Below are 23162 nucleotides of genomic sequence, written 5' to 3'. Positions count from 1 at the left end.
CATGCCCCAGTTCCTGCGCCACAGTTGGTTGATCTGCACGGTGTTGCTGTCACCCATGGCTTTTGCCGGTACCGTTCTGGAAAACGCGTTGTGGCGGGTCGAACTCGACCCGGCCACCCTTGCGATCCGCGTGACCCCCAGCGGGCAACCGACGGTACAAGCTTCCAGCGGCGTAGCGGCACGTGCCGTCAGCCAGCTTGCCCACAGCGATCAGCAGGCCGATTGGCAATGGGATGATGGCGCCTTCCGTGTGAGCGCTACCCTTGAGCAGCGCGACCTGGCGTTGTCCATCCGTGCGCGTGAGCCGGGTGAAATCCCCATTCTTCAACAACCGGCCAGTGCCTTGGGCCAAGGCTTTATGTGGCCTTTGGCTGAAGGGCATTACGTACCCGCCGATAACGCCATCTGGAAGGCGTTTCTGCTGGAGCAAGGCGACCTCAACACCACCCAGGATCTCAGCCTGCCGTTGTGGGGTGTCGACCACGGCGTGTTTACGCTCAACTGGTTGCTGACCAATCCCTATAACAATCGCCTGCGGTGGCAACCGGACCAGGCCCTGTCCTTGGCCCATGAATTCACCTCGCTTGACCCTGATGCGCCGATGACGTTGCGGTTGCACCTGGGTGAGGGCGATCCCTTGGCCGGCGCCAAGCGCTATCGCCAGTGGTTGGTCGAGCAGGGGCGGTACGAGCCTTTGGCGGACAAACTGCGACAGACGCCCGAAGCGCAGAAGTTGCTGGGCGCCAGTCATATCTACCTGTGGGGTAATGACCTGCTGGCGTTGGAGGATGTGCGGGATTGGTCCTTGTTGCTCCAGCGCCTGCGTGGGCATGAACTCAACGGCTTGCTGGACAAGGAGTCTGCCAAGGTACTGGCGCAGGCCACGGCATTGAATCGTTATGAGCAGACGGTGCTGCTGCGAGGGCTGAACGCGGCGATCAACAAGAAGGCCCGGCAGAGTTGGCAGGTAGCAGAGCCCGACATGACACGGCTCGCTGCGCGCTACGGCGAATTGCGTGGCGAGTTGGCCGTGGACTTTGCCGGCGCCCTCAGTGAAAACCCGGCAGCCTGGGGCAACCCGGTGATTCAATCGCTGAGCAACGCCGGCCTGCCCCGTGTGTTGCTGACCCTGGGCGAAGGCTGGGAAGGCGGGCTCTGGCACCCCGAGGCGATTCGCGCCGGTGTCGATGCGGGCTTCCTGATGGCGCCCTACGACTCCTATGAAACCGCGTTATCCGCCACGGAAAACCCCGACTGGACCACCGCCCACCTTGGCAGCAATGCCTACCGCGACTGCGCGATTGTGTTGAAGGGCGGCAAGCTCAAGACCGGTTTTCAACAGTCCGGGCACTACACCGACCCGCGCTGTGTGCGGCCGTTGCTGGAAGCGCGGGTGCAGGCCGTGCAAGCCAAGGCAGGCTTCAACGCCTGGTTCCTGGATGCCTACGCCACCAGCATGGTGTTCGACAGCTACCGCGGCAGTGCACCGATGACCCAGGCGCAAAACGCCGAAGGTAACATCGACGCCTCCCGCTGGATCAATACCGCGCGCAAGTTGCCCACCGGTTCCGAGGACGGCAACGCCATCACGGCCCAGGGCATTCTGTTTGCCCATGGCATGCAGACGCCGGTGATCGGCTGGGGTGATCACGCGATGACCAAGGACAAGCAGTCACCCTATTACGTCGGTAACTGGTTCCCACCGGAGCAGCCGGCGGTGTTCTTCAAGCCAGTGCCATTGAAGGAGCCGTTTCGCACGGTGTATTTCGAACCGACGATGCGCCTGCCGTTGTATCAGGCGGTGTTCCATGGCTCGGTGATCACGACCCACCACTGGTTGTTCGACAGCCTGAAGCTGAGCAATGTGCAGGTTGAAAACGAGCTGACCCAACTGCTCTACAACGTACCGCCGCTGTATCACTTGAGTGCTGCGACCTTGAAGCAGCGACTGCCATTGATCCAACGCCAGGACGCCTTTTTCCGCCCACTGCATCAGCGTTTGGCCATGCAGGAAATGACCGGGTTTCGGTGGCTGACCACGGATCGGCGGGTGCAGGAGACCACGTTTGCCGATGGGACTCGGTTGGTGGCGAATTTTGCTGCGATCCCTAGAGAAGGGTATGCCGAGCGCAGCGTGACGGCGCTTGGCGTGGGTGAAAAACCAGTGGTGTATCAGGTGAAATAGCTATCGCAGGCAAGCCAGCTCCCACAGGAGAATGCATTCCAAGTGTGGGAGCTGGCTTGCCTGCGATGACGCCGGACCAATCAACGCACCCTTATGCTTTGCGCCACACGCTGGCCAGCCAAGGCTGCTGCTCACGTGGCAGCCCGGCGGGGCGGTAGTAGTGTTCCAACTCCACAAAACCTGCGTGGGTGAGCAACGTTTGCCACGCCGCCAAGTCGTGATAAGACCCATAGCGCGGCCCATTCCAGCCTTCCTGATTCTCACCCCGAGGATTGGAACTGAACAACACGCCCCCAGGCTTCAACGTCCCCTGCAACTGCTTGAGCACTCGCGGCAGTTCCTGCTTGGGAATATGAAACAGCACGGCATTGGCAAAAATCCCATCGAAGCGCTCGGCAGGCAGGTCCAGCTTAAGGAAGTCCTGCTGCAACACCTCGCAACCACTGTCTTCCCGCGCCATCTGCGCAAACCGCTCCGAGCCATCCAGGCCTACGGCGACGTGTCCCATACGCGTAAACGTCTGCAAATCCCGCCCTGGCCCGCAGCCAAAATCCAGCAAGGTATACGGCCCTGTACCCTGGATATGCCTCAACAAAGCATCGATGTTCTGGCTCACATCATGATCGCGGGTGCCTTCACGGAAGTCCTCGGCCACCTTGTTGTAGTGGCCAAGGGTGGTGGAGGTGATCTGGTCGAGGTCGTCGGGCTTGAGGGGCATGGCAAGTAATACCGGGCACTGAGATGCCCCGACTATACCTCACCTCTTGTTGAGCACCCGCGCCAGGCGATCACCGCCCAACTGAATCACCGCCACCAACATCACCAGCAACACGATCACCGTCAGCATGATCTGCGTATCAAAGCGCTGATAACCGTAGCGGTAGGCAATGTCGCCCAAGCCGCCCGCGCCAATCGCACCGGCCATGGCCGACGAATTGATCATGGTGACGAGCGTGATGGTGAACCCGCCGACAATCCCCGGCAGCGCTTCCGGCAGCAGCACATGCCAGATGATGTGCCAGCGACGGCAGCCCATGGCTTGCGCAGCCTCGATCAGACCGTGGTCGACCTCGCGCAGGCTCACTTCGGCGATCCGTGCAAAAAACGGCGTGGCGGCAATGGTCAGCGGCACGACGGCAGCCCATACACCATACGTGGTGCCGACGATCAGCCGGGTGAATGGAATCAACGCCACCATCAGGATCAAAAACGGAATCGAGCGGAACAGATTGACGAACGCCCCCAGCACGCGGTTAAGCGCCGGGGCTTGGTAGATGCCGCCTTTGTCGCTGGTCACCAGGAACACCGCCAATGGAATGCCCACTAGCAGCGCGATCAATGACGACACGCCGACCATCAACAAGGTGTCGAGGGCGCCCTGCACTAAACGATCAAACCACATAGCCCAGCACCTCTGCCTGTTGTGCCCAGTTGCCGGCGCGGTTGCGCAGCTCGTTGGCGTCGTGGGTCGAGCCACTTACCGCCAGCAGCAGTTGCCCCAGGGCATGTCCCTGGATGCGTTCTACGCCGCCTTGCAGCAAACGCACGCGCCCACCGAGTGCGCTGAACAGCGCGGCCAGGTCCGGCTCATCGGTGTCGCTGCCGGTGAACTGCAAGCGCAGCACCACGGCGGCGTCGGCGGATGCCGGCGTGGCTTGCAAACGGCTCTGCAACTCGTCCGGCAGCCCGTGTTGCAGCGGTGCCAGCAGGGTTTTGCTGACGTCATGCTGCGGGTTGCCGAACACCTGCCAAACCGGGCCTTGCTCAACGATGCGTCCGTGTTCCAGCACCACCACGCGGTCGCAGATTTCGCGGATTACCGCCATCTCATGGGTGATCAATACGATGGTCAAACCCAGGCGCTTGTTGATCTCACGCAGCAGGCCGAGGATCGACTGGGTGGTTTCCGGATCCAGGGCCGACGTGGCTTCGTCGCACAGCAGGATCTGCGGGTCATGCACCAGCGAACGGGCGATGCCCACCCGCTGTTTCTGCCCGCCGGACAGCTGCGCCGGGTAAGACTTGTGCTTGTCCTGCAAACCCACCAGTTCCAGCAGCTCACGCACCTTCTGCTCGCGTTGCAGCTTCGGCACACCCGCCACTTTCAACGGCAACTCGACGTTCTGCCACACCGTCTTGGCCGACATCAAATTGAAGTGCTGGAAGATCATGCCGATACGCCGACGCAGCTCCACCAGACGGTCTTCATCGAAGTCGCCGATGTCGACCTGGTCAATCAGCACGCGCCCGCTGCTGGGTTGCTCCAGGCGGTTGATGGTGCGGATCAGCGACGACTTGCCGGCGCCGCTGCGGCCGATGATGCCGAACACTTCACCGCGCTGGATCGCCAGGTCGATGCCTTGCAAGGCATGCACGGTGCCGTCGTAGGTCTTGCCCAGGTTGATAAAACGCACATGGGCGCGGTTCAGGTCAGGGTGCAGTTCGGTCTGCTCGGCGTCCCTGGGCGGCAAGCCCAGGTCGCGCAGTTGGGCGTTGGCGGCGGTCATTTTTTATCTTCCCAGCCGACTTGGTAGAGCTTGCCGAGGGATTTATCCAGCGCAGCGCGCACGACCGGCGAATGCTGGTAGATGTCGACGAACTTGATCACCCGTGGGTCGGTTTTGCTTTTCGGCTGGATCACGAACTGGATCACGTATTCCGGGTGGTCGAGGCCGTCGAACAGCAGCGCCGATTCTGCATCGAAGGTCTTGGACAGGCGGATATACGCCGGGTAGCCCTGCACCAGGTCTGCGTCGTCATAAGCGCGTACCAGTTGCACCGCCTCGACCTGCAGGATCTTGATCTTCTTCGGATTGGAAACGATGTCCTCTTCGGTGGCCTTGTAGCCCACGCCCGGCTTGAGGGTGATCAGCCCGGCCTTGGCCAGCAGTTGCAGGCCGCGACCGCTGTTGATCGGGTCGTTGGCAATCGCCACGCTGGCGCCTTGGGGCAGGTCGTTGATGCTCTTGTACTTCTTCGAATACAGGCCGACGTTGTTGATGATCCCCGGCGCGTACGGCACCAGGTCAAAACCGGCGGCGCCCTTGGCGTTTTCCAGGAACGGGATGTGCTGGAAGTAGTTCACGTCGATATCGCCGGCCGCTAGGCTGACGTTCGGCGCGATCCAGTCGGTGAATTCCACCAACTCGACTTTCAGGCCTTGCTTGCCGGCTTCGGCGACGGCGGCTTCAAGGGGAATCGCAAAGGCCGCCGTGGTGCCGATTTTCAACGGCGCATCGGCGGCGAATACCGCCGAGCTGAACAGTCCGAAAGCCAGGGCCAGTGCTTTGACTGGGTGAGCGAGCAATGTCTTTTTCATAGGGTATTTCCAGTCAGAGAAGCCGTTTGGCGGTAGGTGGAGCCGGTGTGTTGTTCGGGCAGGCGGGCGTTGCCGTGGAAGACTTTTTCGCGCAGCGTGCCGGTCTCGTACGCGGTCTTGTAGGACCCGCGCTTTTGCAGCTCCGGCACCACCAGGTCGATGAAGTCCACGTAGCTTTCCGGGGTGACAATGCGCGTGAGGTTGAAGCCATCCAGGCCGGTTTCGCTGATCCAGGATTCCAGCTCGTCAGCGACCTGCTCAGGCGAGCCGACCAAGGTGATGTAGCGGCCACCGAGGGCGTGCTGTTCCAGCAACTTGCGCCGGGTCCAGTCGTTGTTCTGCAGGTTCTTGGTGGCCGACTGGATCGCGTTGCTCTTCACGTACTGGATAGGTTCGTCCAGCGCGTACTGGGCGAAATCAATCGCAGTAGACGCCGAGAAATGCGCCACACCCGCCTCCGGACTGGCGTAGCTCAGGTACTCGGCGTGCTTCTCCCAGGCCAACGCTTCGGTAGCGCCCACGATCACGTTGAGGCCCATGAACACCTTGATGTCATCCGGGTTGCGCCCGGCTGCCACGGCGCTGGCGCGTACCTTGTCCACCTGCACCTTGGTCGCCGCCTTGTTCTGCCCGCTGATGAACACGCACTCGGCATGCCGGCCGGCGAACAGCAAACCGCGATCCGAACTGCCGGCCTGGAACAGCACCGGCGTGCGTTGCGGCGAGGGTTCGCACAGGTGGTAACCTTCCACCTGGTAGAACTCGCCGTGATGCTCGACCTTGTGCACTTTGCCGGGCTGCGCATACACCCGCGCCTGCGGATCGTTGAGCACCGCGCCGTCTTCCCAACTGCCTTCCCAGAGCTTGTACAGCACCTCCAGGTATTCATCGGCCTGGTCGTAGCGACGGTCATGTTCAACCTGCTCGGTCAGGCCCATGGCCTTGGCGGCGCTGTCGAGGTAGCCGGTGACGATGTTCCAGCCGACCCGGCCACGGCTCAGGTGGTCCAGCGTGGACATGCGCCGGGCGAACAGGTACGGCGGCTCGTAGGTGAGGTTGGCGGTGAGGCCAAAGCCGAGGTTCTGGGTGACGGCCGCCATGGCCGAGACCAGCAGCAACGGGTCATTCACCGGCAACTGGATCGACTCCTTGAGCGGTACGTCGATCGAGTTCTGATAGACGTCATACACGCCGACGATATCGGCGATGAACAAGCCATCGAACAGCCCGCGCTCAAGTGTTTGCGCCAAATCTGTCCAGTACTCAATGGTCTTGTACTGGGTTGATGTATCCCGTGGATGGGTCCACAGGCCGTGGTTGATGTGCCCGATGCAGTTCATGTTGAAGGCATTGAGCAGGATTTTCTTCTTGGCCATCAGATGGTCCCCCGCAGTGGCGGGTTTTCATCGTTGAGGTAGTAGTTGCCCACCGCGTGGTACTTCCAACGCACCGGGTCGTGCAGGGTATGCACGCGGGCGTTGCGCCAGTGACGGTCCAGGCCATGTTCGGCCAGGGTCGCCTGGCTGCCGGCGAGTTCAAACAAGGTGCTGCCGGCGGCCAGGGAAATCTCGGTACTCAAGGCGCGTACTTCAGCGACGGCGATGGAGGCGGCGGCAACCGTTTCGGCATTGCTGTCGGCCTGGGCACGGTCGAGGCATTCACCCGAGCGTTCCAGCAGCGCCTCGGCGGCGTGCAGGCGGATGCTCAGGTGACCGAAGCTTTTCAGGGTCAGTGGGTCTTCGGTGGCTTTGTCGTTGCCGGAATCGATCCATGGGCGGGTCTTGGTGCGCACAAAGTGCAACGCATCCTCAAAGGCCGCGCGGGCGATGCCCGTGTCGATGGCGGCGTGGAGGATCTGCGCCAGCGGACCGACGGTTGTGGGGCGTTCAAAGGCGCTCTGGAATGGGATCACGTCTTGCGCGGCAACCCACACGTTGTCGAACACCACCGACCCGCTGCCGGTGGTGCGCTGGCCGAAGCCGCTCCAGTCGTCGATCACGCTCAGGCCTTCGCTGTCGCGCGGCACAAACGCGAGTTGCTGCACGCCCTGTTCATCCACCACCGACGTGGGAATGCGTTGGGCGTAGATCGCGCCGGTGGAGTAGAACTTGCGGCCGCTGATTCGAAACCCGTCGCCGTCACGGGTGATTTTGGTGACACGGTCATGAGCCGTTTTTGTGCCCAACTCTGCCAGGGCGTTGCCGAAGCGTTGGCCTGCAAGAACTTCGGCGTACAGGCGTTTTTGTTGCACCGGGCTGCCGTTTACGCGCAGCACTTCCAGTGCATAAAAATGGTTTTGCGGGATCTGGCCCAGGGAAGCATCCGCCTGGGCGATCAGCGCAATGACCTTGGCCAGGGTGACGTTGGACACGCCAGCGCCACCGTACTCCTTGGGCACGCTGATACCCCACAGGCCGGAACGCGAGAATACATCCAGCTCAGGCAGCGGCAGGCGGCGTTCACGGTCGCGCTGGGCGCTGTCGCGGCGGAAGTCTTCGGCCAGGTCGCTGGCGACAATAAGGGCTTGCTCGTCGCTGGTGATAACCGCGACGTTTGCAGAGAAAGTCATAGGTGTTCTCCAGAGGTCTGGTCGGTCAGATCCAGGAATGCCTGGCGGGCAACGTGCCGTTCAGTCGATAGGCGCCGATGGCGTGATATTTCCAGCGCACCGGATCGTGCAGGGTGTGCACGCGGGCGTTGCGCCAATGACGGTCGAGGTTGAATTCGGCGAGGGTGGCGCGACTACCGGCCAGCTCGAAGAGTTTTTCGCTGACCAGCAGCGATACCTCGGTGGTCAGCACCTTGGCTTCAGCCACGGCAATCGACGCACGGGCCGCGGACTGCGCGGTGATCGGCGCAGCGTTGACCTGGTCCAGCACCTGGCCAGCCTTGCGCAGCAGGGCTTCGGCGGCGTGCAGTTCGATCTTCAGCTTGCCGATATCGGCGATCACATACAGGTCATCACTGGCGCGTTCGACCTTGGCATCGATCCATGGGCGCGAGCGTTCACGGACGAACGCGATGGTGTCGTCGAGCGCGCCGCGTGCGATGCCGGCGTCGATGGCCGCCTGGATCAATTGGGAAACGGCGCCCTGGATATTCGGGGTTTCGCCGATGCGCCAGTTTTCCACCACCAACTCGGCATCGACCGGCACCTGGTCCAGCAACACGGTGCCGCTGGCAGTCGTGCGTTGGCCAAAGCCGGACCAGTCATCGACGATGCGCAGGCCTTCAGTGCCACGGCGCACAAACGCCATGACCTGCTTGCCGTCATCGTTGAGTGCCTTGACGGCAACCCAGTGGGCGAAGAGCGCGCCGGTGGAATAGAACTTCTGGCCGCTGATCACATAGCCGTCACCCTCAGCGGTGATGCGCGCCTTGAGTTCCAGGGTGTTTTTGGTGCCGCGTTCCGGGCCGCCATTGCCGATGCGCCAGCCGTCGAGGACGCTCTGGAACAGCTGCTTTTTCTGGCGCTCGGTGGCGGCACCTTGCAACAGGTGCAGGATGCCGAAATGGTTCTGCGGAATCTGCCCGAGGGCCGGGTCTGCCGCACTGATGATCGCGAACACATCGGCCAGGGTCACGAAAGACACCTGCGGGCCGCCGTATTCACGGGGAATGGAAATACTGCCCAACCCACTGCGGGTGAACTGTTCGAGCTGTGCCCATGGCAGCTTGCGCTGCTGGTCGCGCTTGGCGGCTTGCAGGCGCGCAGCCTGGGCGAGTTCATGGGCAGCCCTCAGCGCCTCTGCGTCGTTGCGCAGCACGGCGGCTGGCAACAGCAGGGGGGCAATGTCCAGATCGCTCTGGGGGGGTGTTTGAGCCAAGTTAGACATCAGCGCCGCTCCTTGGCTGCACGTAATGCCCTGGCGTTGTGCACCGGGGTAATCCTGACCATACCGACCTCGCATTCAATGAAATAAAAACAGAAAAATCAGCGATGTCCGGTGGTCCGGTGCATATACCCTAAGCGTGTTAAATATTTAAATAAACTAACTTTTGGGAATATGCATAGAAGGTCTGTCACCCAGGTTCGCAGGGCGATCCCAGTGGGCGGGGTTGATAGATCAGCGCCGCCCCGGCCAGACGGGGCGGCGCCTCGGCGGCGATGCGTAACATGCGGGCGGGCGCCCAGCGTGAATTGTTGCCGACGCGATCCAGAATGCAGTACGTCACCTCCAGCCGACAGTCGTCACCGGCTTCGGTGATCACCGAGGAGGGCACCCATACCTGCACCGCCAGGCCGACCTCAACGGCTTGGATCTTCGGCAGGTCCAGGCGCACATCGCCCCAGCGCAGGGTGATGGCATCGCCCGTGGCCATGTTGAGGTAGGGCTCGATGGTCAGGGGAATACCCCGTCGGACCTGGCTGGCGTTGACGCCAAAGCGGCGGATGGTGTCGGGCAACCCCACGGGGGCGAGGTTCTGGTTTTCATCGCGGTACAGGGGGGACGGCTGGCCGCCCGGGCAACAGGTCTTCACACGTACTCGCTTGACGGCAGAGCGGGCCGGGCAGTGGCCGACTTGCATCACCTGGTAATGCACGTGGGTCAGGCCATCCAGCACGAAACTCTCCGGTACCCGCAGGTGAATGAACGCGCCGACCTTGCAGGCGGTTACCCGACGTGAAGCGGCAAAACAGTTATTCCAGAACAGCTCGATCAAGTCGCCTTCGTCCATGCCGGGATACGGCGCGATGTCGACCTGCAAGTGTGTGGCGGCCAGGGCATTGATGCCATTGCCGATGGCCTGGGGCAGTGTCGGGGCGGTGAGCAGGGGGGGCGTCATAAATAATCTCCTTGATGCAGCCAGCAGCAATCGCTCCGGCCCCTTGGCGCAGGCAAGCGCGGTGGGCCGAACAGAACGATTCAGTGAATAGCCGGGATAGGATCCAATCCTCTGGGCGCTAGATAAGAGGGTTGGGCACGGAGCGTCAATGGCGGCAAAGGGCTAAACGGCGGGTTTGGAGATATTCAGAAGGGTCTGACTGGTGCAGGGATATTCGGGCGGGTGTGATGGGGTGTTTTGCAGGTTGGAATGAGGACTTCGTGTAGGAACAGGCTTTGTGTGGGAGCTGGCAAGCCAGCTCCCACACAAAGCCTCAGTGGGCGAGAAATTTGCTCAGGAACTGTTGGGTGCGCTCTTCCTTGGGGTTGGCAAACAACGCCTTGGCTTCACCTTGTTCCACGATCACGCCCTTGTCGAAGAAGATCACCCGGTTGGCCACATCCCGCGCAAAGCTCATCTCGTGGGTGACGATGACCATGGTACGGTTTTCTTCGGCGAGGCTGCGGATGGTTGCCAGTACTTCACCCACCAGTTCCGGGTCGAGGGCCGAGGTGGGCTCGTCGAACAGAATCACCTCCGGTTCCATGGCCAACGCACGGGCAATCGCCACCCGTTGTTGCTGGCCGCCCGACAGGCGCCGTGGATAGGCGTCTTCCTTGCCCGCCAGGCCGACCCTGGCCAGCAGTTTGCGACCCAGGGCGTCAGCCGCCTCCCGTGGCATCTTCTTGACCACGATAGGGCCTTCGATGACGTTTTCCAGCGCCGTGCGGTGGGGGAACAGGTTGAAGCTCTGGAACACAAAACCCACGTGCTGGCGCAGGCGCCGCACCAGGCTGGCCTGCTGGTTGATCGGCTTGCTGCTGTCGATCTCGATGTCGCCCACCTTGATGCGACCGCTGGTGGGTTGTTCGAGGAAATTCAGGCAGCGCAGGAAGGTGGTCTTGCCGGAACCGCTGGGGCCGATGATGGCGATGACTTCGCCTTCCTTGACCTCCAGATCGATGCCGTTGAGCACCACCTGACCCTTGAATTGTTTGGTCAGTTTTTCAACCACGATCATGCTTCAGGACTCCAGGTCATGCCGGTTGACCCGGTCTTCCAGGCGATTCTGCAAATGCGCCAGGATGCTCGCCAAAATCCAGTAGATCAGGGCAGCGGAGAGATACATGGTGAAGATTTCGAAGGTCCGCGCCGACACCAGTTGCGCCTGGCGGAACAGCTCGGGCACTTGGATGGTAGCGGCCAGCGCCGTGTCCTTGACCAGCGAAATGAAGCTGTTGCCCAGCGGCGGCAAAGCCGTGCGCATGGCCTGCGGCAGGATGGCCCGGCGCAGGGTCTGCGCACGGGTCATGCCGATACTGGCCGCCGCTTCCCACTGGCCGCGCTCGATGGAACCGATGGCGGCGCGCAGGATTTCACAGGCATAGGCGGCCATGTTCAGCGAAAAGCCGATCATGGCCGCCGGGATCGGATCCAGCTCGATGCCCACTTGCGGCAAGCCGTAGTAGATCAAGAACAGCTGTACCAGCAAGGGCGTGCCGCGAAAGAACGACACGTAGACTCGGGCAAGCCAGCTCACCAGCTTGAAGCGCGACAGGCGCATCAAGGCCAGGCCGAAACCCAGCAGCAAACCGAAAAACATCCCGCCGAGGCTGAGGATCACCGTGTAGTACGCGCCCTTGAGCAGAAAGGGCGCGGAGTCCAGCGCGAGTTGGAAACCTGCTTCCATTATTGAGTGACGTCAGCGTTGAAGTACTTCTCGGACAGCTTCTTCAAGGTGCCATCGGCGCGCAGTTTGTCGAGGGCCTTGTTCACCGCGTCGAGCAGTTCTGGCTCGCCTTTGCGCAGGGCAATACCGGCTTCCTGACGGGAGAAGGCGTCGCCGGCTGCGGCGGTATCAGGGGCTTTCTTGGCGTATTCCAGGGCGGCCAGGCGGTCGATCAGGATGGCGTCGATACGGCCGATGCGCAGGTCCTGGAACTTGGTCGGGTCGTCGTTGTAAGTCTTGATGAGGGCTTTAGGTTGGTTGTCCTTGAGCCATTGTTCGTAGTTGGTGCCCAGGCCCACACCGACTTTCTTGCCGGCCAGGTCATCGGCGGTCTTGATCGCGTCAACGTTCTTCTTCAGGACCAGTGCCTGGATACCGGAGACGGTGTAAGGCTTGGAGAAATCGTACTTCTTCTTGCGCTCTTCCGAGATGGTCACTTGGTTGACCACGGCGTCCAGACGTTTGGATTCCAGGGCAGCGAGGATGCCATCCCATGGGGTGGCCTGCAGCTTGACCTTCACGCCCAGCTCCTTGGCCAGCGCTTCGGACAGCTCCACCTCGAAACCGCTGAGCTTGCCGCTTTCATCGACGAAGCTGAACGGTGGGTAGGTGCCTTCCAGGCCGATCTTGATCTCGCCTGCTTTCTTGATGTTGTCCAGCTGTTCACCCGCGATGGCCTGGCCCATCAGGCCAGCTCCGAGTGCCAGGCCCAAAGTGCCAACCAACAACGTGCGACGGAATACAGAAATAGTCATGAAGAGCCCCTGTGTTTTTTATGGTGAGCGAAGCAGGTGACGCAGTAGTCGTATCCTGCCTTAAAGCGCGTAGCGCGTCTTCGCCTACGGCGCGATGATAAAGCCGGTTTTTAAGACTTGAAAATAATATTAAATAACCTGGTTATTCTTTTTGGGAATATGGTGGTCGGCATTTTTAGAACGCCGAGTCATAAGCGAACAACGCTGGCGCGCCACCGGTGTGCAGGAAAATGATCGGCCCGTCCTCAATCCGTTGACGTCCGATGCCATCCAGCAAGCCCGCCATGGCCTTGCCAGTGTAGACCGGGTCCAGCAGCAGGCCTTCCTGGCTCGCCAGCAGCTTGACCGCCGCCAGGGTGCCGGCGTTCGGTTCGCCATAGCGCGGTCCGAAGTATTCGTCCCATAGGATCACCTTGAAGGCTTCAGGAATCTCCACCCCCAGCAACTCGGCGGTGCGCTCGGCCAGGCCTTCTACTTTTGGGCGCTGGGCTTCTTCGGTGCGGGACACGGTTACGCCAATCACGGGCAGGTTCGGCAATACTTCGCTCAGGGCCAAGGCCAAGCCACTGTGGGTCCCCGCGCTGCCGGAGGCCAAGACCACGGCGGCGAACTCGATGCCACTGTCTTCGATCTGCCCGGCTAGCTCCAGCCCGGCGCGCACGTACCCCAATGCACCGAGGGCATTGGAGCCGCCGATCGGCACCAGGTAAGGTCTTTTGCCGTTGCTGCGCAGGCGGTCGGCGAGGGCGTTGAGTTGGTCGTCGACATTGTCGAGGTTCTCCACCAACTCCACCTTGGCGTCGAACAACTCCAGCAGCAGGCGGTTGCCGTTGCCCAGGTAATTGGGGTCTTCAGTGCCGGTGGGATTTTCCAGCAGGGCGACGCAGCCCAGGCCGAGCTTGGCGGCCAGCGCGGCAGTCTGGCGCACGTGGTTGGACTGGATCGCGCCAGCGGTCACCAGGGTGTCGGCGCCTTGAGCGATAGCATCGGCGGCGAGGTATTCGAGCTTGCGCAGCTTGTTGCCGCCCATGGCCAGTGGCGTGGTGTCGTCGCGCTTGACGTAGATGTCCCTGCCCAACCAGGCCGACAGCCGCTCGAGTTTTTCCAGGGCAGTGGCGCCACCCAGCAGTTCCAGGCGGTTAAAACGGTCGAGCTGTTGTTTGATCATGGCTACGCACGGTTGATGAGTATGGGGCGACTATAGGCAGGCACTTTTCATCGGGCAACCGTCAATCGCTTATTCCCCACGGTTCTTAGCATCACACCATTGGTTCTTAAGGGCGGCCAGGGTGCATACCGTAAAGTGATGGCCATTTCGTCAGGAGTGAATACCGTGAGTGAGCGTTCCAGTCATTGGCAATTACCGACCATCGTCAGCCAACTGCGCAGCGCCCGGGACCAGTGGCGAACGCGCAATGGGCGCTTGAGTGGCGAGCATGGTGGCCGCGAGCTGCCGTCCCGCGAGGCGGTGGCGCAGATTCTCGAGTCGTTGTGCGGCGCACTGTTCCCCATGCGCCTGGGCCCGGTGGACCTGCGTGAAGAGAGTGAAGATTTCTACGTTGGTCACACCCTCGATGTGGCGCTGAATGCCTTGCTCGGCCAGGCCCGCCTGGAGTTGCGCTACGCTGCACGCCAAGGCGCTAAAGACGACAGCGAAGTCGACGCGCTCGCCATCCGCCTGATCCAGGATTTCGCCCTGGCCCTGCCGTCCCTGCGCAGTCTGTTGGACACTGACGTACTCGCCGCCTACCACGGCGACCCAGCGGCGCGCAGCGTAGATGAAGTGCTGCTGTGCTATCCGGGCATCCTGGCGGTGATTCACCATCGCCTGGCCCACCACCTGTACCGTGCCGGTCTGCCGCTGTTGGCGCGGATCAGCGCGGAAATTGCCCACTCCGCCACCGGTATCGATATTCATCCCGGCGCGCAGATCGGCCCGAGTTTTTTTATCGATCACGGGACCGGCGTGGTGATCGGCGAAACCGCGATCATCGGCGAGCGCGTGCGCATCTACCAAGCTGTGACGCTGGGCGCCAAACGCTTCCCGGCGGACGAAGACGGGCAGTTGCAGAAAGGCCACCCACGCCACCCGATTGTCGAGGATGACGTGGTGATCTACGCCGGGGCGACGATCCTGGGGCGTATCACCATCGGCCAAGGCTCGACCATCGGCGGCAACGTGTGGCTGACGCGCAGCGTACCGGCGGGGGCGAATATCACCCAGGCCAACCTGCAACATGATGACGGCACGCAAAAGTGATGGCACTTCCCGTGAGCGCTGAGGACTAAGCTTGCCTTGGGCTGGCGTAGGAAATGTCTACCACTCAGCCCTGCGATTAGTCCCAGACCGCCTATCCATGTTTAACTTGAATGCTCGTTCAAGTTAAACCCGGTGGTTCGCTGCCCGCTCACAACAGGAGGCTTACCTTTGCTGAGTCCGTTATTTACAGCCACATCCCTCACCCTCGGGGTGCATCGTTCATGAGTGCATCGTCCACCCCTACCAGCGGCCAGGTGCGCATGAACGCGCCGGTCTTCTACTTCGCCGCGACGTTTATCCTGCTGTTCGGCATCACTGTCATCGCTATCCCGCAACAGGCCGGTGCCTGGCTGCTGGCGGCGCAAAACTGGGCGGCCAACACGGTCGGCTGGTACTACATGCTGGCGATGACCCTGTATCTGGTCTTCGTGGTGGTCACCGCGTTATCGGGCTACGGCAAGATAAAACTCGGTGCCGACCACGACGAGCCCGAATTCAGTTACCTGTCCTGGGCCGGCATGCTGTTCGCCGCCGGGATCAGCATCACGCTGTTTTTCTTCTGCGTCTCCGAGCCGCTGACGCACCTGGTGCAGCCGCCTCAGGGCGCGCCGATGAACGCCGATGCCGCACGCCAGGCCATGCAGATCCTGTTCCTGCACTGGGGCCTGCACGGTTGGGGCGTGTTCGCGTTTGTCGGCATGGCCTTGGCGTATTTCGCCTACCGGCATAACTTGCCGCTGGCGTTGCGTTCGGCGCTGTACCCGCTGATCGGCAAGCGCATCAACGGCCCCATCGGTTACGCGGTGGATGGCTTCGGCATCATCGCTACGGTGTTCGGGCTGGGTGCGGACATGGGCTTTGGGGTGCTGCACCTCAATTCCGGGCTGGACTACTTGTTTGGCATTGCCCATACCCAGTGGATCCAGGTCGGTCTGATCACGCTGATGATGGGCGCCGCGATCATCGTCGCCGTGGCCGGTGTCGATAAAGGCGTGCGCGTGATGTCCGACATCAACATGCTGCTGGCCTGTGCGCTGCTGCTGTTCGTGTTGTTCGCCGGGCCGACCCAGCACCTGCTCAATACCTTGATCCAGAACATCGGCGACTACCTGGGCGCCTTGCCGACCAAGAGTTTCGACGTGTACGCCTACGACAAACCCAGCGACTGGCTGGGCGGTTGGACGGTGTTCTACTGGGCCTGGTGGATTGCATGGTCGCCGTTCGTGGGCCTGTTTATCGCGCGCATTTCCCGTGGCCGCACCATCCGTGAGTTCGTGTTTGGCGTGCTGCTGATCCCGCTGGGTTTCACCCTGGCGTGGATGTCGATCTTCGGCAACAGCGCCATCGACCAGGTACTCAACCACGGTATGGCCGCACTCGGTCAGTCGGCCATTGATAACCCGTCGATGAGCCTCTACCTGCTGCTGGAAACCTACCCGTGGAGCAAAACCGTCATCGCGGTCACGGTGTTTATCAGCTTCGTATTCTTTGTAACCTCCGCTGACTCGGGCACCGTAGTGCTGTCCACCCTGTCGTCCAAAGGCGGCAACGCCGATGAAGACGGGCCGAAATGGCTGCGGGTGTTCTGGGGTGCGATGACCGCGCTGGTCACCAGTGCCTTGCTGTTTGCCGGCAGCATCGATTCGCTCAAGTCGGCGGTGGTACTGACCTCGTTGCCGTTCTCGATGATCCTGCTGCTGATGATGTGGGGGCTGCACAAGGCGTTCTATCTGGAGTCGCAAAAGCAGATCGCCCAGTTGCATTCATTGGCACCGATTTCGACGGCTCGCAAAGGGCGCGGCGGCTGGCGCCAGCGTTTGAGCCAGGCCGTGCACTTCCCGTCGCGAGACGAGGTGTACCGTTTCCTCGATTCGACGGTGCGCCCGGCGATCGAAGAAGTGACGGCGGTGTTTGTCGAGAAGGGTTTGAATGTCGTGACGCAACCCGACCCCGCCAACGACAGCGTCAGCCTGGAAATCGGCCATGGCGAGGAGCGTCCGTTCATCTACCAGGTGCAGATGCGCGGCTACTTCACACCGTCATTTGCCCGTGGCGGAATGGGCTCCAAGGAGCTCAACAACCGTCGCTACTACCGGGCGGAAGTGCACTTGGCCGAGGGTAGCCAGGACTATGACTTGGTGGGCTATACCAAGGAACAGATCATCAACGACATCCTCGACCAATACGAGCGTCACCTGCAGTTCCTGCACCTGGTGCGCTGAGGCTCAGGCCCTGAGGTACAGGGCCAGTGCCACCAGGGGCACGCCGAACACGCCACTGCCGATCACCAGCTCCGACACCAGGGGCTGGCCGGCAGTGACGACCCCTACAGCGCCATTGACCACCGCCGCCCCCAACCAGATCGCCACAAAGCTGTAGGCCAGAAGGGGCCGGCTGACGCCAAGCTTCTGCCCGATCAACAGCATCAGTAACAGCAGAATCAAGCCCGCGCTGATTACCAAGGTGGTGTGCATGTTCAGAGCTCCTTGCCCAGTGTGTTGTCCATGGAATAGCGGCCGGCACCGCGAAACACCAGGTACAACGATAGCAGCGCCATCAGCACCGGGTACTCGATGCCTCGGTCGATCCACGGCCACGTCGGCCCCAGCAAGTAAGCAATGGTCAGCATCTGCACGGTCATCATGGCCGCGATCAGCCGTGTGCCCAGGCCGAGTATCAACAGCAATCCACCGACTGCTTCCAGTAGAGCGACTAGCAGGCCGATCAGCTCCGCCTGCGGCAAGTGCAGGCGGTGCTGGATCAGATTGATGGACGCCGCCATCGGGTCGGCCATCGAACCATGGGCATTGCCCAGCAATTTGGGCAGCCCGTGGGTGAGCATGATCACCCCAAAACCTGCGCGCAGCAGCGCGTAGGCCAGGGGTTCGGCGTAGCGGTAAAGCGGGGCAAGTGCGGGGATCAACAAGGTCATGGCGAGCCTCCGCGTTTTCAGTGGTTGACCGGCTTGAGCAGGTCTTGCAGAACGACCTTCCAGAACAGCTCGGCACGCACCCGGTCGGCCAACGCGCGGGCGGTGAGTGCGCCAAAACCGCTGGACGCACCGGTAATCAGGATGATCGATTTCATGGTGGTGACCTCTTCGCAAGTGGGCTCAGGCGTGGCGGTGGAAACGCTGCTGCACGGCGTGGGACAGCCATCCGGCGAAGGCCCCTAGGCTGCTGGCACCGCCCAGTTCGGCGAAGGTTTCCAGCGATGGCTCAAGGTGCGAGGCGAAGTAGGTGATCAGGCCGAGAAAGTAGCTGACGATGTTGTTCATCACCGGTACGGCCCTGAGTGAAACCACGACCATGGCCACGACAAAGACGACGGCAGGTAATGCCCATGCGCCGAAAATCGGAGCCAAGGCAGCGATGCTCTTGGCCGCCAACATGCCGAACACAAGCCCCAGCAATACGCAGCCTAGGTTGGCCAGACCGTCGCGCAGGGTCAGGCCGCGACTGAAGAAGGCGACCCAGCCGACAAACATCGCCCAGACGGGCAAGGTCAGCATCCCGCTGGTGCCTGCCGCTACGGCGGCAGTGGTCGCCGCGATGGCTGTTATCAGGTTGAACATCCACTTGGATCGGTTGCGAGTGTGGTTAGTACGGTCGAGTGAGTTCATGTGCATGACTCCCTATTTTGGGTGGGTGGTTTAAACGAGCCCGCCATTGGCGCGCAGGATTTGCCCATTGATCCAAGCACCGGCCGGGCTCACCAGAAACGCCACCACGCGGGCGATATCTTCCGGTTGGCCAAGGCGTTCCAGCGGCGGCATCTTGGCCATGCCCTGGATCTGCTCTTCGCTCTTGCCGTGCAGGAACAATTCGGTGGCGACCGGGCCTGGCGCCACGGCGTTGACGGTAATCCGGCGCCCGCGCATCTCTTTGGCGAACACTTGGGTCAGGGACTCCACCGCCGCCTTGCTGGCGATGTACACCGCATAGCCGGGGAAGTTGAGGCCGACGGTGCTGCTGGAGAAGTTGACGATGCGCCCGCCGTCGTTCATGCGGGTGGCGGCCTCACGCAGGGCGTTGAAGGTGCCACGGGTGTGGATATCGAAGTTCTGGTCGTAGAGTTCGTCGCTGTGCTGGGCCAGGGGCAGCGTTTTGAGGATGCCGGCGTTGTTGATCAGCACATCCACCTTGCCCAATTGCGCCTCGGTTTCGTCGAACAGGCGCTTGATGTCGGCGGGTTTGGCGACGTCGCCTTGGATCGCTATGGCTTGGTGGCCGGCCTGGCGCAGTTCCACCACCAGCTTCGACGCCTCGGTGGCGCTGCTGGCGTAGTTGATGGCCACGGCGTAACCGTCGGCGGCGAGTTGCTTGGCGATGACGGCGCCAATGCCACGGGAGGCGCCGGTGATAATTGCTACTTGAGTCGTCATGATCTGGGTTCCTTGAACGGGGTGTGGAAGCAGGTTCACATGTTTACCCAGGCCGATAAATACGCCAGAGTTGCCTTGACTGTTCAATAATCGCCAACAATTGATGTGTAGGAGCGCAGCGTGGATCAAGTCAAAGCCATGAAGGTTTTCGTGCGGATTTACGAGCGTTCCAGCTTCACCCTGGCGGCCGATGACTTGAATCTGCCCCGTGCGACCCTGACTCACACCCTCAATCAGTTCGAAGCTTGGCTCGGCACGCGCTTGTTGGAACGCAGCACCCGGCGTGTGCGCCCGACCCTCGATGGCGAGGCGTATTACCAACGTTGCGTGCAGCTGCTCGCGGAGCTGGAAGAGGCCGAGCTGGCGTTCCGCAGCGTGGCGCCCAAGGGGCGTTTGCGCGTGGACCTGCACGGCACGCTGGCCAAGTATTTTGTGGTGCCGGCGCTGCCGGAGTTCATGGCGCGTTACCCGGATATCGAGCTGTCCATCAGTGAGGCGGATCGCTTTGTCGACCTGATCGCCGAGGGCGTCGATTGCGTGCTGCGTGCCGGCACCCTGGGGGATTCCGCGTTGATTGGTCGGCGCGTCGCCAACCTGCGCCAAGTGACCTGCGCGAGCCCCGCTTATCTGCGCAAATACGGCGAACCCAAGCGCCTGGCCGAGCTGAGTGAGCACCGCGCGGTGAACTACGTGTCGCGCACCACGGCCAAGCTGTTTCCGTTCGAATTCATGGTCAATGGCGAGCTGCAGGAAGTGAGTATCGACGGCGCATTGTCGGTGTTCGGCGCGGAGATTTACTCCGCCAGTGCGGTGGCTGGGTTGGGGATTATCCAGTGCCCGCACTACCGCATGGCGGAGCTGATCGAGCAGGGCGTGATGCGAGAAATTCTCCAGGAAACACCGCCGCCGTTGATGCCGGTATCGGTGCTGTATCCACAGAATCGGCACATGTCGCCACGGGTGCGCGTGTTCGTCGACTGGCTCGCGGAAATCTTCGAAAACGCCCGCTAAACCCCGTAGTTAAAGGGTTTCATGAATTTAATTTCATCCGTCTACATCGCGTTTTGACGCGGAACTGTCATCTGGCCACTGCGTAATTGTGTGAAGCGTTTGACGCTTTCATTTCAGAACAGTGACGGAGACCGGTAACAATGAAGACGTTGATAAGCCCTATGGTGGGTGCCGCCATGGCGAGCTTTATGCTGTCCGCCCACGCCGATTTTATCGATGACAGCCACGCCGATGTGACCCTGCTCAACCGCTACCTCAACCAGCAGGGGCGTGATGTGGTGAACAGCAACGCCAAGGCCCACAGCATTCGCGATTGGGGGCAGGGGTTCGAGTTCAACTTCAAGTCCGGCTACACCGAAGGCCCGGTGGGTTTTGGCCTGGACCTGCAGGCGTTCTACGGGTTGAAGCTGGACTCCGGCGGTGACCTCAATGACAAGGATCACCAGGGCCGCTACCCCGGCAGTATGTTCCCGCTGGACAACGGCAAATCCGCCGACCAGTTCGGTGTGTTGAGCCCGACGTTCAAGATGCGTTTCGCCAAGGATGAACTGCGTGTCGGCACGCTCTACGGCAACAACCCGATACTCGCCAACACCGACGGGCGCCTGTACCAGCAGACCAACACCGGTGTGCAACTGGTGTCCAAAGACCTCAGCGACTTCACCTTCACTGGCGGCGATATCTTCAAGACCAAGATCCGCAACGAAACCGGCGACCAGGGCATGATCACCGCCGGCGGCACCAAAGAGAGCGATCGCTTCCTGTTCGGCGGTGCGGATTACACCGGCATCCAGAACACCACGGTCAGCCTGTGGTATTCCAACCTTGAGGATTACTACCAGCAGTTTTTCCTCGGTGCCAAGCGCCATGACGCGTTATCCGTGGGTGCCATCGACACCGACCTGCGTGTATTCCGCAGCCTGGGGGTGGGCGGCAACGCCGACGGTGACAAGGACTACGCCGCGAGTGGTCTGTACGGCGACGGCGTGAACAAAGGCCGCATCAACCAGACCACCGCCAGCTTGCTTGAGAGCTACAGCCTCGACGGCCACACCGTCGGCCTGGGTATCCAGAAAAACAGCGGCGACAGCGACTTCCCGTACCTGGATTCCGGCCTGAACAGCGGCGACAACCGCCAGGGCCCAGGCTCAGGCGCCGACACCCCGGCGCTGACCAACATGCAGTTGAATAAATTTCAACACGCCGGTGAGCGCACTTGGCTTGCGCAGTACAAGTATGACTTCGGTAAGCTTGGCCTCACGGGCCTGACGTTCTCCGCTGCCTATGCCCACGGTGATGACATCCGCACGGCGCAAGGCACCACCAGCGAATGGGAACGTAACGTCGCCGTGGCCTATCAAGTGCCCACCGGCACTCTCAAGGGCCTGGGTGTGACCTGGAAAAACGCCCACGCCAGCCCGGACATCAGCGGTGCCACCGTGCAGGATGAAAACCGCTTCTATGTGAGTTATGTCGTTCCACTCTGGTAGGCAATTGCTGTAGAACGGAACGGCAGACTTAAGCGATTCAGCTGGTTAAAAGGCCTGGGAATAACCTTATTCCCAGGCCTTATTTGCCGACGTCCAAGAGAGGATTCGATGACTTACATTGCTGCCGAAAACCGCTATGAATCTATTCCGTATCGCCGCGTAGGCCGCAGTGGATTGGTGCTGCCGGCACTGTCCCTGGGCCTGTGGCACAACTTTGGCGACAGCACCCCGATCGACACCCAGCGCGCTCTGTTGCGCACCGCGTTCGACCTGGGCATCAACCACTTCGACCTGGCCAACAACTATGGCCCGCCCTACGGCAGCGCCGAGATAAACTTCGGCCGTTTGCTGCGCGAAGACTTCAAGCACTACCGCGACGAACTGATCATCTCCAGCAAAGCCGGCTGGGACATGTGGCCTGGCCCTTACGGCCAGGGCGGCGGCTCACGCAAATACGTGCTGGCCAGCCTCGACCAGAGCCTGCAACGCCTGGGCGTCGACTACGTGGACATCTTCTACTCCCACCGTTTTGACGCCGACACCCCCCTGGAAGAAACCGCCAGCGCCCTCGCCACTGCCGTGCAGCAAGGCAAGGCGTTGTACATCGGGATCTCGTCCTACTCGGGCGTGAAAACCCGCGAAATCGCCGCGCTGCTCAAAGAGTGGAAAGTACCGTTGCTGATTCACCAGCCGGCCTACAACCTGCTCAACCGCTGGGTGGAAAAAGACCTGTTGGACACCACCGAAGAGCTCGGCGCCGGGGTGATTGCGTTCACGCCATTGGCCCAAGGTTTGTTGACCGACAAATACCTCAACGGCGTGCCGGCGGATGCGCGGGTGAATCGTCCGGGCGGTGGTTCGTTGCAGGCCAAGCACCTGTCCGAAGCCAACATCGCCCACGTGCGTGCGCTGAATGAAATCGCCCAGCGCCGTGGCCAGAGCCTGGCGCAACTGGCATTGGCCTGGACCCTGCGTGACCCACGGGTAACCAGTGCGCTGATCGGTGCGAGCCGGCCGGAGCAGATTATCGAGAACGTGGGTGCGTTGAAGAACTTGAGCTTCAGTGCGGAAGAACTGGCGGAGATTGATCGGTTTGCGCAGGAGGGTGGGATCAACCTGTGGGAAAAGCCATCCACGGCTGAATAACCTGACGCCACTCGATCAAATTGTGGGAGCGGGCTTGCTCGCGAATGCGGAGTGTC

General features: G+C 61.4%; 23 protein-coding genes. 6 read left to right on the top strand and 17 right to left on the bottom strand.

The genetic code is table 11. The annotated features are described in order from the left end of the window. Nucleotide 1: 1 nt before the first annotated feature. A complete protein-coding gene (locus ACP7BX_RS26975; RefSeq protein ID WP_426130776.1) occupies nt 2-2185 on the top strand; it encodes a glycoside hydrolase in 2184 nt (727 codons plus the stop codon). 91 nt (nt 2186-2276) lie between these two features. On the opposite strand, the gene ACP7BX_RS26970 is transcribed toward ACP7BX_RS26975, so the two are convergent. The 12 genes from ACP7BX_RS26970 to ACP7BX_RS26915 all read right to left on the bottom strand — a co-directional run bounded on the left by ACP7BX_RS26970 (nt 2277) and on the right by ACP7BX_RS26915 (nt 13983). Continuing rightward, complete coding sequence (locus tag ACP7BX_RS26970; RefSeq protein ID WP_426130778.1) at nt 2277-2903, bottom strand: class I SAM-dependent methyltransferase; 627 nt, start codon at nt 2901-2903, stop codon at nt 2277-2279. A gap of 39 nt (nt 2904-2942) precedes the next feature. Then, on the bottom strand, nt 2943-3587 hold the full coding sequence (locus ACP7BX_RS26965) for a methionine ABC transporter permease (RefSeq protein WP_426130780.1): 645 nt from the start codon (nt 3585-3587) through the stop codon (nt 2943-2945). Next, on the bottom strand, nt 3577-4692 hold the full coding sequence (locus ACP7BX_RS26960; protein WP_314524316.1) for a methionine ABC transporter ATP-binding protein: 1116 nt from the start codon (nt 4690-4692) through the stop codon (nt 3577-3579). The genes ACP7BX_RS26965 and ACP7BX_RS26960 overlap by 11 nt, the downstream gene beginning before the upstream one ends. Next, nucleotides 4689-5504 carry a MetQ/NlpA family ABC transporter substrate-binding protein gene (locus tag ACP7BX_RS26955; RefSeq protein WP_426130782.1) on the bottom strand — a complete coding sequence of 272 codons (816 nt, stop codon included), beginning with the start codon at nt 5502-5504 and terminating at the stop codon, nt 4689-4691. The genes ACP7BX_RS26960 and ACP7BX_RS26955 overlap by 4 nt, the downstream gene beginning before the upstream one ends. Then, nucleotides 5501-6880, bottom strand: a complete 1380-nt coding sequence (locus tag ACP7BX_RS26950) for an LLM class flavin-dependent oxidoreductase (protein ID WP_426130784.1) — start codon at nt 6878-6880, stop codon at nt 5501-5503. The genes ACP7BX_RS26955 and ACP7BX_RS26950 overlap by 4 nt, the downstream gene beginning before the upstream one ends. Further along, on the bottom strand, nt 6880-8073 hold the full coding sequence (locus ACP7BX_RS26945) for an SfnB family sulfur acquisition oxidoreductase (protein ID WP_314524322.1): 1194 nt from the start codon (nt 8071-8073) through the stop codon (nt 6880-6882). Before ACP7BX_RS26945 ends, ACP7BX_RS26950 begins: the two co-directional genes overlap by 1 nt. 25 nt (nt 8074-8098) lie before the next feature. Next, nucleotides 8099-9340 (bottom strand): SfnB family sulfur acquisition oxidoreductase, encoded by a 1242-nt coding sequence (locus tag ACP7BX_RS26940; RefSeq protein WP_426130787.1) that lies wholly within the window; start codon nt 9338-9340, stop codon nt 8099-8101. A 187-nt stretch (nt 9341-9527) separates the two neighbouring features. Continuing rightward, nucleotides 9528-10292 (bottom strand): hypothetical protein, encoded by a 765-nt coding sequence (locus tag ACP7BX_RS26935; RefSeq protein ID WP_426130789.1) that lies wholly within the window; start codon nt 10290-10292, stop codon nt 9528-9530. A 313-nt stretch (nt 10293-10605) separates the two neighbouring features. Beyond that, nucleotides 10606-11352 (bottom strand): L-cystine ABC transporter ATP-binding protein TcyN, encoded by a 747-nt coding sequence (tcyN, locus tag ACP7BX_RS26930; RefSeq protein ID WP_133076547.1) that lies wholly within the window; start codon nt 11350-11352, stop codon nt 10606-10608. 3 nt (nt 11353-11355) lie between these two features. After that, nucleotides 11356-12021: a cystine ABC transporter permease gene (gene tcyL, locus ACP7BX_RS26925; protein WP_010214112.1), complete on the bottom strand. Its 666-nt coding sequence runs from the start codon at nt 12019-12021 to the stop codon at nt 11356-11358. Next, nucleotides 12021-12815: a cystine ABC transporter substrate-binding protein gene (gene tcyJ, locus ACP7BX_RS26920; protein ID WP_038843603.1), complete on the bottom strand. Its 795-nt coding sequence runs from the start codon at nt 12813-12815 to the stop codon at nt 12021-12023. The genes tcyL and tcyJ overlap by 1 nt, the downstream gene beginning before the upstream one ends. 175 nt (nt 12816-12990) lie before the next feature. Then, nucleotides 12991-13983: a D-cysteine desulfhydrase gene (locus ACP7BX_RS26915; protein WP_426130791.1), complete on the bottom strand. Its 993-nt coding sequence runs from the start codon at nt 13981-13983 to the stop codon at nt 12991-12993. A gap of 165 nt (nt 13984-14148) precedes the next feature. Here ACP7BX_RS26915 and epsC point away from each other — a divergent pair, with 165 nt between their 5' ends. Together epsC and betT are read left to right on the top strand one after the other, a co-directional pair. Then, on the top strand, nt 14149-15075 hold the full coding sequence (epsC, locus tag ACP7BX_RS26910; protein WP_314524338.1) for a serine O-acetyltransferase EpsC: 927 nt from the start codon (nt 14149-14151) through the stop codon (nt 15073-15075). A gap of 260 nt (nt 15076-15335) precedes the next feature. Further along, nucleotides 15336-17297, top strand: coding sequence for a choline transporter BetT (betT, locus tag ACP7BX_RS26905; RefSeq protein ID WP_162834914.1), 1962 nt, complete (start codon nt 15336-15338; stop codon nt 17295-17297). A gap of 3 nt (nt 17298-17300) precedes the next feature. Here betT and ACP7BX_RS26900 read toward each other — a convergent pair whose 3' ends face one another. Genes ACP7BX_RS26900 through ACP7BX_RS26880 form a run of 5 tightly spaced genes read right to left on the bottom strand, consistent with a single transcriptional unit; the run spans nt 17301 to nt 19459 of the window. Beyond that, on the bottom strand, nt 17301-17549 hold the full coding sequence (locus tag ACP7BX_RS26900) for a hypothetical protein (RefSeq protein WP_426130793.1): 249 nt from the start codon (nt 17547-17549) through the stop codon (nt 17301-17303). A 2-nt stretch (nt 17550-17551) separates the two neighbouring features. Next, nucleotides 17552-18007, bottom strand: coding sequence for a DoxX family protein (locus ACP7BX_RS26895; RefSeq protein WP_426130795.1), 456 nt, complete (start codon nt 18005-18007; stop codon nt 17552-17554). Between the two features lie 17 nt (nt 18008-18024). Then, a complete protein-coding gene (locus ACP7BX_RS26890; protein ID WP_426130797.1) occupies nt 18025-18162 on the bottom strand; it encodes a hypothetical protein in 138 nt (45 codons plus the stop codon). Nucleotides 18163-18187: 25 nt separating this feature from the next. Further along, nucleotides 18188-18697 (bottom strand): DUF1097 domain-containing protein, encoded by a 510-nt coding sequence (locus tag ACP7BX_RS26885; protein ID WP_426130799.1) that lies wholly within the window; start codon nt 18695-18697, stop codon nt 18188-18190. A 30-nt stretch (nt 18698-18727) separates the two neighbouring features. Next, nucleotides 18728-19459, bottom strand: coding sequence for an SDR family oxidoreductase (locus ACP7BX_RS26880; protein ID WP_426130801.1), 732 nt, complete (start codon nt 19457-19459; stop codon nt 18728-18730). Between the two features lie 120 nt (nt 19460-19579). Between ACP7BX_RS26880 and ACP7BX_RS26875 the strand changes: the two genes are divergently transcribed. The 3 genes from ACP7BX_RS26875 (at nt 19580) to mgrA (ending at nt 23106) form a co-directional block, all read left to right on the top strand. After that, on the top strand, nt 19580-20470 hold the full coding sequence (locus ACP7BX_RS26875) for a LysR family transcriptional regulator (protein WP_426130803.1): 891 nt from the start codon (nt 19580-19582) through the stop codon (nt 20468-20470). A 161-nt stretch (nt 20471-20631) separates the two neighbouring features. Then, entirely contained in the window at nt 20632-21960 is a 1329-nt protein-coding gene (locus ACP7BX_RS26870; RefSeq protein WP_426130837.1) for an OprD family outer membrane porin, read from the top strand. Nucleotides 21961-22068: 108 nt separating this feature from the next. Further along, nucleotides 22069-23106, top strand: a complete 1038-nt coding sequence (gene mgrA, locus ACP7BX_RS26865; protein WP_010214105.1) for an L-glyceraldehyde 3-phosphate reductase — start codon at nt 22069-22071, stop codon at nt 23104-23106. Nucleotides 23107-23162 lie beyond the last annotated feature (56 nt).

Origin of the sequence: Pseudomonas sp. DWP3-1-3b3 (assembly GCF_049896305.1) — a bacterium.
Classification (GTDB): domain Bacteria; phylum Pseudomonadota; class Gammaproteobacteria; order Pseudomonadales; family Pseudomonadaceae; genus Aquipseudomonas; species Aquipseudomonas azotoformans_A.
This window is presented reverse-complemented; position numbering and strand designations above follow the sequence as displayed.

What these genes read in the sequence shown, in the direction of transcription:
- ACP7BX_RS26975 (WP_426130776.1), top strand. Translation starts at nt 2, where the DNA reads ATGCCCCAGTTCCTGCGCCACAGTTGGTTGATCTGCACGGTGTTGCTG.
- ACP7BX_RS26970 (WP_426130778.1), bottom strand. Translation starts at nt 2,903, where the DNA reads ATGCCCCTCAAGCCCGACGACCTCGACCAGATCACCTCCACCACCCTT.
- ACP7BX_RS26965 (WP_426130780.1), bottom strand. Translation starts at nt 3,587, where the DNA reads ATGTGGTTTGATCGTTTAGTGCAGGGCGCCCTCGACACCTTGTTGATG.
- ACP7BX_RS26960 (WP_314524316.1), bottom strand. Translation starts at nt 4,692, where the DNA reads ATGACCGCCGCCAACGCCCAACTGCGCGACCTGGGCTTGCCGCCCAGG.
- ACP7BX_RS26955 (WP_426130782.1), bottom strand. Translation starts at nt 5,504, where the DNA reads ATGAAAAAGACATTGCTCGCTCACCCAGTCAAAGCACTGGCCCTGGCT.
- ACP7BX_RS26950 (WP_426130784.1), bottom strand. Translation starts at nt 6,880, where the DNA reads ATGGCCAAGAAGAAAATCCTGCTCAATGCCTTCAACATGAACTGCATC.
- ACP7BX_RS26945 (WP_314524322.1), bottom strand. Translation starts at nt 8,073, where the DNA reads ATGACTTTCTCTGCAAACGTCGCGGTTATCACCAGCGACGAGCAAGCC.
- ACP7BX_RS26940 (WP_426130787.1), bottom strand. Translation starts at nt 9,340, where the DNA reads ATGTCTAACTTGGCTCAAACACCCCCCCAGAGCGATCTGGACATTGCC.
- ACP7BX_RS26935 (WP_426130789.1), bottom strand. Translation starts at nt 10,292, where the DNA reads ATGACGCCCCCCCTGCTCACCGCCCCGACACTGCCCCAGGCCATCGGC.
- tcyN (WP_133076547.1), bottom strand. Translation starts at nt 11,352, where the DNA reads ATGATCGTGGTTGAAAAACTGACCAAACAATTCAAGGGTCAGGTGGTG.
- tcyL (WP_010214112.1), bottom strand. Translation starts at nt 12,021, where the DNA reads ATGGAAGCAGGTTTCCAACTCGCGCTGGACTCCGCGCCCTTTCTGCTC.
- tcyJ (WP_038843603.1), bottom strand. Translation starts at nt 12,815, where the DNA reads ATGACTATTTCTGTATTCCGTCGCACGTTGTTGGTTGGCACTTTGGGC.
- ACP7BX_RS26915 (WP_426130791.1), bottom strand. Translation starts at nt 13,983, where the DNA reads ATGATCAAACAACAGCTCGACCGTTTTAACCGCCTGGAACTGCTGGGT.
- betT (WP_162834914.1), top strand. Translation starts at nt 15,336, where the DNA reads ATGAACGCGCCGGTCTTCTACTTCGCCGCGACGTTTATCCTGCTGTTC.
- ACP7BX_RS26900 (WP_426130793.1), bottom strand. Translation starts at nt 17,549, where the DNA reads ATGCACACCACCTTGGTAATCAGCGCGGGCTTGATTCTGCTGTTACTG.
- ACP7BX_RS26895 (WP_426130795.1), bottom strand. Translation starts at nt 18,007, where the DNA reads ATGACCTTGTTGATCCCCGCACTTGCCCCGCTTTACCGCTACGCCGAA.
- ACP7BX_RS26890 (WP_426130797.1), bottom strand. Translation starts at nt 18,162, where the DNA reads ATGAAATCGATCATCCTGATTACCGGTGCGTCCAGCGGTTTTGGCGCA.
- ACP7BX_RS26885 (WP_426130799.1), bottom strand. Translation starts at nt 18,697, where the DNA reads ATGAACTCACTCGACCGTACTAACCACACTCGCAACCGATCCAAGTGG.
- ACP7BX_RS26880 (WP_426130801.1), bottom strand. Translation starts at nt 19,459, where the DNA reads ATGACGACTCAAGTAGCAATTATCACCGGCGCCTCCCGTGGCATTGGC.
- ACP7BX_RS26870 (WP_426130837.1), top strand. Translation starts at nt 20,632, where the DNA reads ATGGTGGGTGCCGCCATGGCGAGCTTTATGCTGTCCGCCCACGCCGAT.
- mgrA (WP_010214105.1), top strand. Translation starts at nt 22,069, where the DNA reads ATGACTTACATTGCTGCCGAAAACCGCTATGAATCTATTCCGTATCGC.